The organism is Cytobacillus sp. FSL K6-0129 (assembly GCF_038007625.1).
Classification (GTDB): domain Bacteria; phylum Bacillota; class Bacilli; order Bacillales; family Cytobacillaceae; genus Cytobacillus; species Cytobacillus kochii.
In genome coordinates this window covers 330,934-347,308 of record NZ_JBBOXM010000001.1, presented here as the reverse complement: position 1 = coordinate 347,308, position 16,375 = coordinate 330,934, and the positions used below count along the sequence as shown (strand labels likewise).

14 protein-coding genes are annotated in these 16,375 nt (G+C 37.0%); all 14 read right to left on the bottom strand.

Features of this window, described 5'->3' with window-relative positions; translation table 11 throughout:
• Positions 1-115: 115 nt before the first annotated feature.
• The 14 genes from MHI57_RS01725 to MHI57_RS01660 all read right to left on the bottom strand — a co-directional run bounded on the left by MHI57_RS01725 (position 116) and on the right by MHI57_RS01660 (position 16,175).
• Positions 116-658 (bottom strand): outer spore coat protein CotE, encoded by a 543-nt coding sequence (locus MHI57_RS01725; protein ID WP_095369452.1) that lies wholly within the window; start codon positions 656-658, stop codon positions 116-118.
• 1,020 nt (positions 659-1,678) lie between these two features.
• Positions 1,679-2,104, bottom strand: coding sequence for a RicAFT regulatory complex protein RicA family protein (locus MHI57_RS01720; protein ID WP_095369453.1), 426 nt, complete (start codon positions 2,102-2,104; stop codon positions 1,679-1,681).
• A 1-nt stretch (position 2,105) separates the two neighbouring features.
• The gene (miaB, locus tag MHI57_RS01715; RefSeq protein WP_095369454.1) at positions 2,106-3,650 is read right to left on the bottom strand and encodes a tRNA (N6-isopentenyl adenosine(37)-C2)-methylthiotransferase MiaB; all 1,545 of its coding nucleotides are present in this window, start codon (positions 3,648-3,650) and stop codon (positions 2,106-2,108) included.
• Positions 3,651-3,867: 217 nt separating this feature from the next.
• Complete coding sequence (locus MHI57_RS01710) at positions 3,868-4,734, bottom strand: 2-oxoacid:ferredoxin oxidoreductase subunit beta (protein WP_095369455.1); 867 nt, start codon at positions 4,732-4,734, stop codon at positions 3,868-3,870.
• The gene (locus MHI57_RS01705; protein WP_340974621.1) at positions 4,735-6,468 is read right to left on the bottom strand and encodes a 2-oxoacid:acceptor oxidoreductase subunit alpha; all 1,734 of its coding nucleotides are present in this window, start codon (positions 6,466-6,468) and stop codon (positions 4,735-4,737) included.
• A gap of 192 nt (positions 6,469-6,660) precedes the next feature.
• The gene (locus MHI57_RS01700) at positions 6,661-7,587 is read right to left on the bottom strand and encodes a dipeptidase (protein ID WP_340974619.1); all 927 of its coding nucleotides are present in this window, start codon (positions 7,585-7,587) and stop codon (positions 6,661-6,663) included.
• 132 nt (positions 7,588-7,719) lie between these two features.
• Entirely contained in the window at positions 7,720-7,980 is a 261-nt protein-coding gene (gene spoVS, locus MHI57_RS01695) for a stage V sporulation protein SpoVS (RefSeq protein ID WP_095369458.1), read from the bottom strand.
• 151 nt (positions 7,981-8,131) lie between these two features.
• Positions 8,132-8,929, bottom strand: a complete 798-nt coding sequence (locus tag MHI57_RS01690; RefSeq protein ID WP_095369459.1) for a TIGR00282 family metallophosphoesterase — start codon at positions 8,927-8,929, stop codon at positions 8,132-8,134.
• A gap of 123 nt (positions 8,930-9,052) precedes the next feature.
• Positions 9,053-10,612, bottom strand: a complete 1,560-nt coding sequence (gene rny / locus MHI57_RS01685; protein ID WP_095369460.1) for a ribonuclease Y — start codon at positions 10,610-10,612, stop codon at positions 9,053-9,055.
• Positions 10,613-11,076: 464 nt separating this feature from the next.
• Positions 11,077-12,117, bottom strand: coding sequence for a recombinase RecA (recA, locus tag MHI57_RS01680; RefSeq protein ID WP_095369461.1), 1,041 nt, complete (start codon positions 12,115-12,117; stop codon positions 11,077-11,079).
• 370 nt (positions 12,118-12,487) lie between these two features.
• Positions 12,488-13,720, bottom strand: coding sequence for a competence/damage-inducible protein A (locus MHI57_RS01675; protein ID WP_307314351.1), 1,233 nt, complete (start codon positions 13,718-13,720; stop codon positions 12,488-12,490).
• Positions 13,721-13,736: 16 nt separating this feature from the next.
• Positions 13,737-14,315, bottom strand: a complete 579-nt coding sequence (pgsA, locus tag MHI57_RS01670) for a CDP-diacylglycerol--glycerol-3-phosphate 3-phosphatidyltransferase (protein WP_095369463.1) — start codon at positions 14,313-14,315, stop codon at positions 13,737-13,739.
• A gap of 159 nt (positions 14,316-14,474) precedes the next feature.
• Positions 14,475-15,365 (bottom strand): helix-turn-helix domain-containing protein, encoded by an 891-nt coding sequence (locus MHI57_RS01665; protein ID WP_095369464.1) that lies wholly within the window; start codon positions 15,363-15,365, stop codon positions 14,475-14,477.
• A gap of 12 nt (positions 15,366-15,377) precedes the next feature.
• Positions 15,378-16,175 (bottom strand): DUF3388 domain-containing protein, encoded by a 798-nt coding sequence (locus MHI57_RS01660; RefSeq protein WP_095369465.1) that lies wholly within the window; start codon positions 16,173-16,175, stop codon positions 15,378-15,380.
• Positions 16,176-16,375 lie beyond the last annotated feature (200 nt).

Genomic DNA, 16,375 nt, shown 5'->3' with positions numbered 1-16,375 from the left:
TATCATACTTGAAAGTCAACAAACGATTAGAAATGCTTCATACTCTTACCCGCCTTAACTCTTCAACACTTTGAAAAAAGAAAAAAACTAGGAAGTAAAACCTCCTAGTTAGTTTTTATTCCTCTTCAGTTCCAATGATGAAGTCTGGGTTTAAGTCTTCAAACTCCTCATCTTCTGCTTCTAATCCCCAATCTTCATCTTCGCAGTCACCAGCATCAGCAACTGCTACACAAATCTTTGTTTCTCCAATGACTTCAACAATAAACTCTCTCTCCACATGTACAATAATTTTATTGCCATTTTTAGAGATTGTTGCTTCAATACAGTTTGGTTGTTGAACGACCCGTGCAACAACTTCAATATCGTCAAGGATTTCTTCATCACGATACTTCACTTTGATTACATCTTTGTATTCCACGCATTCTGTTACTACTTCAGTTTGCGTGTTATCTTTATAAGAATACCAGATATTGATATCAAAGCTTCCGCTAACCTCTACAGTATTTCCCACCTTTTTCGCTTTGTACTTATGGTTAATGATCCAAGCACCAAGAATACTAGATGGGTGGTGTTGAGGACAAACCGTGTGATTGGACTGGATAAACTTACGTCCTTTCGCAACGACTGCCTTCGTTATTATCTCTCTATAGTCTCCCATTGCGAGCGAACCCTCCTCATTCATTTTCAATTCATCCTATGCGGGATATTAGACTAGTGTGCGACATATTTTCTTGTGGGCAATTAGCCAAATCCATTAGCATGCTTTATCATATGCCGCATACGGGCGATTGTTACGGACTGAGGTGGGCAAGGGCCCAATCTAGGAAAGATTTTTCAGCAACCTCTTGAAACATTCTCTCTCAATTTTGGTTCAAATACCGGTATTGATTGTCACGTAGCTGTTAAATTAATCATACGAGGATAGAAGTGGCGTTATTGTGATAGTTGTCTTACGAAGGATTAATTGGTCAGTTAAATAATATCTTGAAAACGCATCTCACTTGTAGAAAATTTGAATTCTCAAATTTCACCTTACTGTATAGTTTGTTCCCAATTATATTGTTTTCTTATAGTACACTTTTTCATTTCTCACAAAACGGCGCAAAATTAGAGATATAAATTTACTCCTCAATAGAAACAAATAAGATACATGCATAAGTGAGATTAGCCGTTTAAATAAGCACAGATCAGCAGCGCTGGGTACTATTGCTGGTCTTTAGACTATTTTTTTACAATATCTTTATAACTTTACAGTTTTTCATCAACAAAGGTTGTGCAGCTGCAACCGATTCAATCATTGCCCAAAGCGACAACGATGCAGATGTATTATTGCTTTTAAAAAGGGCGATTATGGATTGCAGGCAATTGGTTATAAATACGGTTGCATTGAATGTGATGTATTTTTTAACAAGCAAAAAAAGACCCTATTTTCATCTTACACAACGAAGGAAAGGGTGATAAATCCACATATTTAACCTATATTGATAATCATTCTATTCAACAATAAGAAGTTCGAAATCTAAGAATATATTCATAAGTCTAAAGTAATCCATGAGAAACACTTCCTTTCTTAAAGAACAATAAACTTATAAAACAAGTTTCTAAAAGCTGCTGATATCAATAGTGAAAAATCAAAAGGGTGATCACATCGACTTGTGATCACCCTTCAATTTCATTCTTAATGTTGACAGCCTGAATTTTTCAATTGTGAACCGGTTTGACCAGATAGTAAATCGCCACCAGTTGACGAAATAATCTCATCTGTCACTCTGTTAGAAATGGCTGAAGAGACAATTTGTAATAAATCATTCACATCCACTTGAGATTGTTTAAACTCTTGAACAACAGGAATTGCATCTAGCTCTTCTTCAAGAGAATCAATTTTCGCTTCTGTTTTTCTTAAAGCTTCCTCTTTCCCATAATGTTGTAAATTAACCGCTTGTTTTTGTAGACCTTTAATTTGCGTAATAATCTTTGAAACTTTTTCATTCTCATTAATTTGTGCTTCCGCACGTTTAAAGAAATCTACTTCTTCCGTTTCAGCAATCATTACAGCTAGTTCTCTTGCACGCTTTACAATATCATCTTTAGAATACTTCGCCATCTTAGCTCACCTCAAGATTTTCTTTTTCTTCAATCATCTCACCATTAAGTGACCAAGTTTTAGCATCCGTCACTTTCACCTTGACGATTTTTCCTATTGCTGTCTTCGGTCCTTTAAAGTTTACCAACTTGTTCTTTCTTGTATAGCCTGCTAATGTATCAGGGTTGTTTTTGCTTTCCCCTTCTACTAACACTTCAACTATTTCATCTTGGTATTTCTTCATAGATTCAGCAGATATTTCATTTACTAGCGCGTTTAATCTTTGTAAGCGTTCCTTCTTCACTTCCATTGGTACATTATCCTTCATTTTCGCAGCAGGTGTACCTTCACGAGGAGAATAGATAAAAGTATACGCCGCTTCAAAACCTACTTCACGATAGAGCGACATCGTTTCCTCGAACTGTTCTTCAGTTTCATTCGGATAACCAACAATTATATCCGTAGTAAAAGTTGCTCCTGGTATGTTTTCTTTTATTTTGCGTACTAACTCTAGAAACTGTTCTCTGGTATACTTTCTAGCCATAATTTTCAATACATCATTCGAACCTGATTGTACAGGTAAATGAATATGTTCTACAAGGTTGCCGCCTTTTGCAAGCACTTCAATGAGATGGTCATCAAAGTCACGTGGATGACTAGTTGTAAAACGGACCCTAGGAATATCAATTTTATGAATTTCATCCATTAAATCCCCAAGACCATACTTTATGTCTTTAAAGTCTTTACCGTAAGCATTCACATTTTGTCCTAATAAAGTAATTTCTTGATAGCCTTTTGCCGCTAGTTGACGAACTTCTTGAATGATATCTTCCGGTCTGCGACTTCTCTCTTTTCCTCTTGTATAAGGAACAATGCAATACGTACAGAATTTATCACAGCCATACATAATATTTACCCAAGCCTTGATATTACCTCTTCTCACTTTAGGTAAATTTTCAATCACATCGCCTTCTTTAGACCAAACTTCAAGTACCATTTCCTTAGACATATAAGCTTCTTGTAAAATATTTGGCAAGCGGTGAATATTATGTGTTCCGAACACCATATCTACTTGGTTATATGTTTTAAGAATCTTATTAACGACAGATTCTTCTTGAGACATACACCCACAAACACCGATAAGTAAATCAGGATTTTGCTGTTTTAAATGTTTCAAATGTCCGAGTTCACCAAACACCTTATTTTCCGCATTTTCACGGATTGCACAAGTATTTAGAAGAATCACATTGGCATCATCTACGGATTCAGTTGGTTCATAGCCTAAATTCATAAAAATCCCTGCCATTACTTCCGTGTCATGCTCATTCATTTGACATCCATATGTACGGATATAGAACTTACGACCTTCCCCTAAGCCGGCAAATTCACTCGGTATTTCAAAATCCTTATGGTATTTGACATCTTCTTTTCCACGTTTCTTCGCATCCTTTAAAGATGGAGCTGTATACACATGTTCAAAATACTTACTGTAATCCTTTTCGGATTTTTTGTCCGCAGGATTTGCGACCTTTACTTGTTGACTTTCTAATCTTTGTTTTTCATTCATTTACGACATGCCCCTTTCTATGATACTGTAGGCGATTTCTATCCATTATTTCTATACACATTACTATAGTATAAAGCGTATTTCTATTGAACACAATAGCAATGCACCTGATCTATTCTTTTTCGTAGGAAAGTATTAAAAATAGGCGTACATTCTATAAAGAATAAAAAAGACCTAAGAAAATCAACAATGGATTCTCTTAAGTCTTTTATTTAATTTACATAAATTCTTCTACTAACTTATCAAAGTACGCTTGATCTAAGTTTAAATCAGCCTTTGCTAACGGTGTCTCTGAATAACCATGTAGCATTTCTTGATAAGACTTACGTTCTGTGTCTTGATAAATAAGTCCAGTTACTAATCCTTCGTGTTTCATTAAGGTTTGCATTGCTTGTTCTCTATTGGAAGAATCGTATCCTTCAATATCTTTTAATTTAGTTAAGTTCGCTTTAAACCAATCATACGTATTGATTTTGTTATAAGTGACACATGGACTAAACACATTAATAAGTGAAAATCCATCATGTTGAATTCCTTGTTCAATGAGAGCAGTTAAATCTTTCAAGTCGGTTGAAAAACTTTGTGCAACAAACGTAGCTCCTGCCGTTAAAGCCATTTCCATTGGTGAAATCGCTTGTTCAATGGAACCTTCAGGTGTTGATTTTGTTTTAAAACCGGTAGATGAACGCGGAGATGTTTGGCCCTTAGTTAAGCCATAAATTTGGTTATCCATTACGATATACGTAACATTAATATTGCGGCGAATAGCATGAATCGTGTGCCCCATACCGATAGCAAAGCCATCCCCATCACCACCAGAAGCAATAACCGTTAAGTCCTTATTCGCCATCTTAACACCTTGAGCAATCGGTAATGAACGTCCATGGATTCCGTGAAATCCATATGAATTAATATAGCCAGAAATTCGTCCAGAACAACCAATTCCAGATACTACAGCTAACTCTTCAGGTTCTAAACCAACATTAGCTGATGCGCGTTGAATAGCAGCTTGAACAGAGAAGTCACCACAGCCTGGGCACCAATTCGGTTTTACATTATTTCGAAAGTCTTTAAACGTAGCCATTTAGAACAACTCCTTGCACTTTGTATGGATTTCGTGCGGCAAGAAAGGATTCCCGTCGTACTTATTATATTTAATGATTTTATTCGCATGTCCAACATTCATTTTGATAATATTTGCTAACTGTCCAGTGGCATTGTTTTCAACCACCACAACCTTTTTAGCAGATGCAACTAACGGCATTAACTCATCAGTTGGGAATGGATGAATCAAACGAATATGTGCGTGATTAACCTTCAAACCGTCTGCTTCTAATCTAGTAATCGCTTCTTCAATTGCACCTCTTGTTGAAATGAAACCAACTAATAACAAGTCTGCTTCTTCATGAAGGGCATTTTTATATACTGGTGTATTAAATTTCACATTTTCAATTTTACGGAACCGTTTATCCATTTGTTGAATACGATTTGCTGCTGATTCCGATGGTTTTCCAGATTGATCATGCTCTACACCTGTAACATGGTGGATTCCATATTTCATCCCTGGGATTACCCTTGGCGATACGCCATCCTCCGTCACTTCATAACGTTTAAAATATTCTTTGCTATCTATTTCAGGTAGATCACCTTGCAGCTTCCCACGGCGAATTTCTACTTCATTAAAATTCAACGGTTCCACTGTTTGTTTACCTAATGATAATTGTAGATCTGATAAAACAATTACAGGACATTGATATTCTTCAGCTAGATTAAATGCTTCAGCAGTATCATAAAACGCTTCCTGTACTGTACTTGGTGCAAGAACAATTTTTGGAATTTCTCCATGTGTTCCATAAATCATAGCCATTAAATCTGACTGTTCTTGTTTCGTTGGTAGACCTGTTGACGGGCCACCACGTTGAGTATCAACGATAACTAATGGTGTCTCTGTAATACCCGCTAGGCCAATCGATTCCATTTTCAAAGATAATCCTGGGCCGGCTGAGGCTGTGAAAGCACGTACTCCTGCATAGTTAGCACCAATCGCCATAGTTGCAGCAGCAATTTCATCCTCTGTCTGAATAACAGTACCACCAAGTTCAGGTAATTTTTTTATTAGATACTCCATAATTTCCGAGGCTGGTGTAATTGGATAAGCAGCCATAAATCGACTTCCTGCAGCTAATGCACCCAGAGCAATGGCATCATTTCCGATCATGAACATTCTTTTCTTACCATCCGCTTCATCCAACTGCATCAAGCCATCTGTTTTACCTAATTGTTCAACTGTTGTATCATAGCCAGCTTTTATCGCTTCCATATTTTTATCTACAACGGCTTGTCCTTTGCGAGCAAAAATCTCTTCTACCACTTCTTTGAAAACTTCCACATCCAAATTTAAAACGGCACAAGTTGAGCCTACAGCGACCATATTTTTCATCAGTGATGTACCCAGATCAGTCGCCATTTGTGTAAATGGAATGGATAGAAGTAGCGCGTTTGTATCTTCTGGTTTCACTGGATTAAATTTTGCATCTGCTAAGATAATCCCACCATCATGTAACTCTTTATAATTGACATCTATCGTTTCTTGGTCAAACGCCACAAGAACGTCTAAATCATCCGCAACAGACCGAGTTTGAGAGGTACTCACACGAATTTTATTATTCGTATGCCCCCCTTTGATACGAGAAGAAAAATGACGGTATCCGTATAAATAATAGCCAAGGCGATTCAATGCAATAGAAAATATTTCACCAGTACTTTCAATTCCTTCGCCTTGTTGTCCGCCAACCTTCCACGAAAGTTGTTTCACCATGTCCTACACCCCTTTTATTACATGAGAAATATGTAAATAACTTGTATAATCTCTTTTTATACATCCATTTCACCATTTAACGTACTAAACGCTTTCAATTCTAGACCTAACAATGTAAAATTGCAAGCCTTTAAGATTAAATAATTGATAGATTTGTTTATTTTTTTAGATAGTTTTGAAAAATTCATCTATTTATCTACTAAATAACATATTTTTAAAATTATAATAGGTAATCTTTTCTACGACATCGTGTGGAAAGTGCTGTAATAATGTGTCAATCAAATATTGATATTCTCCAGCATGCTCAAGCCCTCTTAGTGGTGGTTCAGTGCCATCAAAGTCTGAACCAAGGCCAATATGGTCTTCTCCACCAAGGGAGCAGATATGATCAATATGTTTTAATACATCATTGATTGAAGCTCTATGTGGCTCATTTAAGAATTCTCTAACAAAAGTCAATCCAATCAAACCATCTTTCTTAATAAGAGCTCGAATTTGGTCATCGGTTAAATTCCTTGGATGTGAACAATAATGAAGACAATTAGAGTGTGAAGCAAACGGTCTCTTAGCTATATCCATTACATCCCAGAAGCCTTTTTCTGCTATATGAGAGACGTCACATAATATATTGCGTTCATTTAATATTTCAATAACCTTTTTGCCAAATCGTGATAGTCCTCCTGCATTCTCCTCTAATACACCATCGGCAACAAAATTTCCGTAATTCCAAGTTAAGCCGACCGATTGTACACCTAACCTTAACAGCGATTTTAATTTCACTTCATCATTGTAAATCGCATCACAGCCTTCTAGAGTTAAAACCGCCCCTATTTCATTTTCCTGTAATCCTTGAAGATCATCACTCGACTGAATTACCTTCACTTGAGGATGAGGTTTAACTATTTTCTCATAAAAAATATCAACCATTTGTAGTGCTGCGTTAAACTTTAATTCTGGATGAATTTTCTCTGGTACATAAATAGCAAACAATTGGACTTTCACATCACCGGCTAATAATCGATTGAGATTAGCCTGAAGCTGCTGCGAATACTGAAACCCAATGGAAGGGTCCAAAAACATTTTTACTAATACATCACAATGACCATCAACTATCTTCACTTTCTCACTCCCTTATTATTTAAATATACAAAATATTTCATTCATTCTCTATTGTTTTTCGTTCTACAAAGAGAAAAAACCCATTTGATAATCAAATGAGCTTTTACTTTTTCTGATGGGACATGACAGCCATTATCTAGGTTCTACGATCAGCTTTATAGCTGTTCTCTCTTCCCCATCTATCAAAATATCAGTAAACGCAGGAATACATACTAAGTCTACACCGCTAGGCGCTACAAATCCTCTTGCGATTGCTACTGCTTTAACCGCTTGATTCAATGCACCCGCACCAATTGCCTGGATTTCTGCTGCTCCTCTTTCACGTAGAACACCAGCAAGCGCACCAGCTACAGAATTAGGATTAGATTTTGCTGAAACTTTTAATATTTCCATTCCTAGCTCCTCCTCATTTTTCCCCCTCCTGAATGCTCTTTTTTTAAAGAGTTCATCAGGTTTCAATAAATGTTTCCACTGCTACTATATTCATAATGAAAAAGACATATTCCAGCTTGACCAGAAAAATTAAAAAATGAGGAGGTTTTTTTTAGCTATAAAATGGGTGATCATCATTAATTAAAACGCTTTCTATCTTCTTCGCTTTTCCTGTTTTCATATCAATGTCAATGGTTACGGCACTCAATATTCCTCTTCCACTTTTCGGTACTTCAAAACGAACCGGCATATTCGTAATAAACCGCTTTAATACAGCTTCTCTTTCCATACCAAGAATACCATCATATGGTCCAGTCATACCTACATCACTCATGAATGCTGTCCCATTTGGCAGAATGCGTTGATCTGCTGTTTGCACATGTGTATGAGTCCCAATTACTGCTGACACTTTACCATCTAAATACCAGCCCATTGCTTGTTTCTCACTTGTTGTTTCACCATGAAAATCGACGAAAATAACCGGAGTTCTTTGCTTTGCCTCTTCAATAAGTTGCTCTGCCTTCTCAAAAGGGCAATCACTTGGTTGCATAAATGTTCGACCTTGTAGATTGATAACAGCTATTTCTTCACTATTATATTTTAAATAAACTAAACCCTTCCCTGGATTATTATCAGGGAAATTAGCTGGCCTAACTAAATACTTTGCTTCCTCAATGAAATCAAATATTTCCTTATTATCCCATGTGTGATTACCTAATGTCACCGCTTGTGCTCCAGCCGATAAAAATTCCCTGTATATTTTTTCGGTAATTCCTCTACCACCAGCAGCGTTCTCCCCATTAATAATGGTTATTTGCGGTCGATACTTTTCCTTTAACTTCGGTAAATACTCTTCTACCATTTCACGGCCTAATGATCCAACAACGTCCCCTACAAATAAAATTCTCATAAAATTCCCCTTCTAAAAATACTTGTATTCATACATACGCCAATCAAGCTCTATGCTAGATTGTTAGCTCTTTAAGATTATTTATCCTTCAAAAAAGGAAGCGATGCCTAATAGGCATCGCTCTTATTTCGCATATTCTACGGCTCTTGTTTCCCTAATAACCGTTACTTTTATATGACCTGGATAATCGAGTTCTTCTTCGATTTTCTTCCTTATATCTCTTGCAAGACGGTGTGCTTCCAAATCATCAATTTGCTCCGGTTTAACCATAATGCGAATTTCACGACCCGCTTGAATAGCAAATGATTTTTCAACACCATCATATGACTCTGAGATTTCTTCGAGCTTTTCTAAACGTCGAATATAATTCTCAAGCGTTTCTCTTCTTGCCCCCGGTCTTGCAGCAGAAAGTGCATCAGCTGCAGCTACTAAAACAGCGATAATGGATGTTGGTTCCGTGTCACCATGATGGGAAGCGATACTATTAATGACAACTGGGTGTTCTTTATATTTCGTCGCTAGTTCAACCCCAATTTCCACATGGCTTCCTTCTACTTCATGGTCAATCGCTTTCCCAACATCATGTAATAATCCTGCTCGGCGAGCTAATGTCTCATCTTGACCTAATTCCGCAGCAAGCATACCGGACAACTGTGCTACTTCCATCGAGTGTTTCAATACATTTTGACCGTAGCTTGTACGGAATTTTAGGCGACCTAATATTTTGATCAAGTCAGGATGTAAACCATGGACACCAACTTCGAATGTCGTTTGCTCTCCAATTTCTCGAATATGCTCATCCACTTCTCGTCTGGCCTTGTCCACCATTTCCTCGATTCGAGCTGGATGAATTCTTCCATCCTGTACAAGTTTATCAAGTGCAAGACGAGCAGTTTCTCGTCGGATAGGATCAAATCCTGAAAGAATAACGGCTTCTGGTGTATCATCGATAATCAAATCAATACCTGTCAACGTTTCAAGTGTACGGATATTACGCCCTTCACGACCGATAATACGACCTTTCATTTCGTCGTTTGGCAAGTTAACAACTGACACCGTTGTTTCAGCTACATGGTCCGCAGCACATCTTTGAATCGCTAATGATAAGATTTCTTTCGCACGCTTATCCGCTTCTTCCTTCGCCCTTGATTCACTCTCTTTTACCATGATGGCAATATCATGTGCAACCTCTTGTTCAGTACGATCTAAAATGATGGATTTAGCTTCCTCACGAGTTAACCCGGAGATTCTTTCCAGTTCAGTTTGCTGAGACTGTACCATTTTGTCCACTTTGCTTTCCATCTCTTCAATATGCTGTTGTCTTTTGCCAAGAGAGTCGTCTCTTTTTTCCAAAACCGCTTCACGCTTATCTAGCGTTTCATCTTTTCGGTCTAGATTCTCTTCTTTTTGCAATAAACGATTTTCTTGTTTTTGCAGTTCATTCCTACGTTCACGAATTTCACGTTCCGCCTCTGTGCGAAGCTTATGATTCTCATCCTTCGCTTCAAGTAATGCCTCTTTCTTTAGAGCTTCTGCTTCACGTTTTGCATCTTCTAAGATTTGATCAGCAGCTCCTCGGGCACCAGCGATTTTTGCTTCCGTAACGGATTTTCGAAAGAAATAGCCAACAAAAGCAGCAACGATTAGGCCAAGCAAAATGGAGATGATATAACCTAGTTCCATCATTTCACCTCCTCTTGCTATAAACTTTTTTGTTACGTTTTTAAAGTGTTGGCATGTATACCGTTTTAACAATATACTGCACTTAAGCTTTTCAACGCTTTCATTCTTCTTATTGTTTGCAAATAATACAGTTATTTGGAAGCATTCTCCATTGTTTGCAACAGAGATATCTTCTGAAAAGGTTATTTCTACCTTCCCTTAACAAATATGCAAATTAACATATAAAAAATGTAAATTATACAGTTTTAATTGTAAAGCCGCAGAATTTCATTGTCAAGTACTTGAAGGTAGAGTATAAGTCCACAATGCCTGTTATTATGTATAATCACGAGCTCAAGAAGATGACGATTTTCACCGCATGATTTTTCTATACAAAAAGAGATATTCAACTATATTTATAAGTTGTGAATATCTCTTTTCGAAGTAACAAGAGTTACAGTAGTCTGTACTCTGCTTTCTCTCAATTAATCGATTAGTTCGAATTCCTCTTGTTCATCATCGCTGTTAGAAGATTTATCTACGTCTAAACCATAGTACTCCCGGATTTTCTCTTGAATTTGCAAACGAATTTCCGTATTCTCTTTAAGGAATTGCTTTGCATTTTCTCTTCCTTGACCTAAACGTTCATCATTATAGGAGTACCAAGAACCACTTTTTTGTACAATATCAATCTCTGATCCGAGATCAATAATTTCCCCTTCTTTTGATACACCTTCACCATACATGATATCAACTTCCGCTACTCTAAAAGGCGGAGCTACTTTATTTTTTACAATTTTAATTTTTGTTTTATTACCGACAATCTCATTGCCTTGCTTCAAAGCTTCTGCTCTACGCACTTCTAAACGTACCGTTGAGTAGAATTTTAATGCACGACCACCTGGTGTTGTTTCAGGGTTACCGAACATAACGCCTACTTTTTCACGAATTTGGTTAATGAAGATCGCAATCGTTTTGGATTTATTAATCGCACCAGATAGTTTCCTTAGTGCCTGCGACATTAATCTTGCTTGAAGACCGACGTGAGAATCTCCCATTTCCCCTTCAATTTCTGCCTTTGGTACTAAAGCAGCTACAGAGTCAATAACTAAAATATCAACGGCACCACTTCTAACTAAAGCTTCAGCTATTTCAAGGGCTTGTTCCCCTGTATCTGGTTGTGATAAAAGAAGCTCATCAATATTCACCCCAAGGTTTTGAGCATATACAGGGTCAAGTGCATGCTCTGCATCGATAAATGCTGCTTGTCCACCTGCTGCTTGTACTTCAGCAATGGCGTGCAGAGCAACAGTTGTTTTACCCGAACTTTCAGGCCCGTAAATTTCGATGATACGTCCTCTCGGATATCCACCTACTCCTAAAGCGGTATCTAGAGCTAATGAACCACTTGGAATAGTGGATATTTTACGCTCTGCTTGTTCTCCTAACTTCATAATCGAGCCTTTACCAAACTGCTTTTCTATTTGTTTCAACGCCATATCTAAGGCTGCTTGACGATCGCTCATGCTATTTCCTCCTTTAAATTTCGATTATCTATGATAAATTTATCATTAGGTCTTTCGATTTCATATTTATACTATAGCTTTTTTTTATGACTTTGTCGAGGAAAAAATCGAACATCCATTCGTTTTTTTTATCGGTTGGTTTTTTTGGAAAAATGATCGTTTTGCCAGATAGAAATCCATTAATCAAACCTCTTTCTCAGTATAAACTTCAAATTTCTTTTAATCTCCGACTATTCCTTTAGCTATATTGGCACCCTAGCCGATCATAACAAGCATCTATTGCTTCTTTAGAAGTGAGAAATCCGAACAACGTTAATCATTGTCCGGATTTCTTCAACTACTTACTTCCTTCAGTATCTAAAACGCCTCACTACGCCAAGGATTTCAATAGAAAATAGGCGCCATAAAGAGATGACCTCTTTCTGATTGATGTGCGGGAACCACCAAGGTTGAGCTTCTCAGCTCTTGCTTCACCATCGTGATAAATCCCTATATAAACGGTACCGACTGGATTGCCTTCTAATTCATCAGGTCCGGCAACACCCGTAAAGCTTACACCAATGTCACTTTCCATTAACTTGGCGACATTTTCCGCAAGTTCCTTTGCACATGTAGCACTGACAACACCTTCATTTTTAATTGTCTCTAGCTTTACATTGAGTACTTTAGCTTTTACTTCATTTGTATAACAAACGACGCCACCATTTATTAGCCCACCAGCTCCAGGAATCGATGTAAATGTTTCTTGAAACATGCCCCCAGTTAAACTTTCCGCAGCAGACAGGGTTAATTTCTTTTCCTGCATTCTTTTTGAGAGCTCTTTAAAGAGCGACGTATCATCATAACCGTAAAAATAGTCTCCTACTACTGCCATAATTTCTTTCTCTTTTTCTTCCAAAAGTGTTAAAGCAGTATCAAGATTATGATGTTTGGCTGTCAACCTCAATGTAACTTCATGATCTCCCGCTAACGGCGCAATCGTCGGGTTTGTTTGGTTATCAAGTATATCTTCTATTTCCGCCTCTAGCATTGCTTCACCAATGCCAAAGAATCTAAGGACACGCGACGAGATAACTGCTTCTTCTACTGATTGTGATTTTATTGCAGAAAATCCGTATTTCAAAAACATCGGTTCCATTTCTTTTGGTGGCCCAGGTAAAAGCATATATTGCTTATTTTCCGTCTGATAAAACATACCAGGTGCCATACCGTAATCATTAGGAAGTACTTTCGCACCAGAAAGAACTAAGGCTTGCTTACGATTATTTTCAGTCATTGGTCGATTCGTCCGTTTAAAATATTCTTCAATAGACGCCAGTGCTGTATCATCCATTACGAGATTTGTTTGCAAATGCTTAGCAATGGTTTCTTTTGTTAAATCGTCTTTTGTCGGACCAAGCCCACCAGTGAAGATAATGAGTTCAGCTCTATTTTCAGCAATTTTTATAGCAGACTCTAACCGCCCCGCATTGTCTCCGACGACCGTATGATAAAAAACATTCACACCAAGGTCAGCTAACTGCTGTGATAAAAATTTGGCGTTCGTATTGTTAATTTGTCCTAATAACAACTCAGAGCCAACCGCAATAATTTCAGCATTCATGATGACCACTCTCCTATTATTTTGAATTGGTAAAGGCATGTTTGTTTTTAATAAAATAATCAACGCCAGACCAAACAGTAAACACCATGCTCACCCATAGAGCAAATGTCGCAAAGTCAAATGGAATCAATGCGAAGATTGTATTATGCAGCAATAACGCAGATACAGCTATAATTTGCGTCCAAGTTTTAATCTTACCTAACATATTCGCTGCAACTACCTCACCACCACCTGCTAAAATCAGGCGAAGACCAGTTATTGCAAACTCCCTACTAATAATAATAATCACAATCCAAGCGGGAGCCATCCCTAATTCTACAAGGATGATTAATGCACTGGAAACTAATAACTTATCTGCTAAAGGGTCTAAAAATTTCCCTAAATTGGTTACTAATTGATATTTTCTCGCTACATATCCATCAATCCAATCTGTAACGGAAGCGAATATAAAAATAAGCGCGCCAACAAAATGAGCAATTGGGAGCGTCACACCGATAAAATTCATGTCTCCCCATGAGAAAGGGTTGTACATAATAATAATGAAAATCGGTATTAACAAAATCCTTGAAATCGTTATCTTATTTGGTAAATTCATAAGTTCCCTCCGGTAATTATGTAATTCTTCCCTTGGTGGGATGATCATATTTTATCAAAAAAAAGTCATAAAGCCTAAATTTGCGATACAATGTTAGGATTTATTTATATTTCCCACCTCAGGGGGCTAAACACGAAAATAGTCATCAATGGTTGATGACTATTCGCCAAGCGATGTAAAACGGATTGTAATGTTTTGGTTTACATACTCTGATGGTGAGACTTCATATTCGAGTCTCTCATCATTGATTTTAATTTCAGTAGCAGTTGTATTTCCAATGATTACTTGTACTTCTTTTTGGTCTGTTAAATCTAACTCTTTTTCAACGCCTTCTTCCATTGTTTCTTCATAGAAGGTTTCATTATCAGCACTAGCCACTCTTACCCAGCTTTTACCTTCTGCTAATAAAGATAGTGTAAACGTATCCGTATTTTTCAATTCATATACAGTGTTTTTACCCGAGGATTCTTGTACACTTAACTCTTGAACTGGTTTCTCCTCTTCTTCTGCATTTTCATCTGCTGCATCGTCTTTTTCTTCCTCAGGAGCAGCATCTTCATTTTGTTTCTCATCTTTAGGCATATTATTTTCAACAATTGCACCTGGATTATTATTGTCTTCATTTGATTGCTTATCACTATTAGACACGTTATTTTCAACAAAATAATAAATGACAGCAATAACACCAATGATAAAGACAATAATTAAAACTTTTGGTAAAAGATCTAAAAACTTCGAAGTTGAAGGAGAGATATTCTTACTTGTTTGCACACGTGAAAGTTTCTCTGGAATATCTTCATTGGATGTTGCTGGAATTTCACTTTTATACTCATCTAACAGCTCTTCATGATTTAAGCCCACTGCCTCTGCATATTGCTTAATGAAAGCACGCACATAAAATTTACCCGGCATTATACGGTAATTACCTTCTTCTATGCCGATTAAATATCTTTTCTGTATTTTTGTAACTGTCTGTAACTCATCAAGAGACATCCCTTTTTGTAAACGTGCTTCTTTCAAACGACTACCTAATTCTGTCAAAACTAACACCTTCCAACATTACTAAAAATCAAAACCTCCGAAGCCTGTATCGGAGAACATATTATGATTGTTACGTTCGACTACATCATAGACGATATCTTCATCATGGTCGTGACGAAGCTCGATAATATAATCAAAATCATCCAAAGTATATTCTGAATTTTGCACAAAAACATCAGGATGTTCAATTACTTTAATAGCTGGGAGTCTCATTATCTCTCTCACAAGCTGCCAATGACGTTCATTTGCTCTTTTTGTCGAAACGATCCCATCAATGATAAATAAATTATCATCGCTATACTCATCTTCAATTAATTGATTGCGAATCGTTTGTTTAAGCAACGTTGACGAAACAAACAGCCATCGTTTATTCGCACAAACACTTGATGCCACAATAGATTCTGTTTTTCCAACCCTAGGCATGCCACGAATACCAATTAATTTATGGCCTTCCTTCTTAAATAATTCTGCCATAAAATCTACTAAAAGACCGAGCTCATCTCTGACAAATCGAAAAGTCTTCTTATCATCTGCGTCTCTCTGTATGTATCTCCCATGTCTCACAGCCAGCCGATCGCGAAGCTTTGGCTCTCTTAGTTTAATGAGCTTAATCGTATCCATCGTCTTTAATATTGATTCCAATCGAACGATTTGGTCATCATCTTTAGCAAGGATCAACATTCCACGCCTACCTTGATCAACTCCATTAATCGTAATAATGTTGATGGAAAGCATCCCTAACAATGATGAAATATCTCCGAGTAATCCAGGTCTGTTTTTTTGGATTTCATATTCGAAATACCATTCTTTTTTCTCCACCTAAAACACTCCTTATTCGCCTACAGTTCCAGATATTCTTATTACACAATATTAATTTATTTTTAATTAAATCTAGGTTCTATAATATATGATTTTCCACTAATATGAAAGGAAAATCCTTTTCGTTCGTAAAAATATATGTAAAATAAGAAAAAAGCAATTAAAGGCATATACACCTTCATTGCTTTTCCCATACCCGC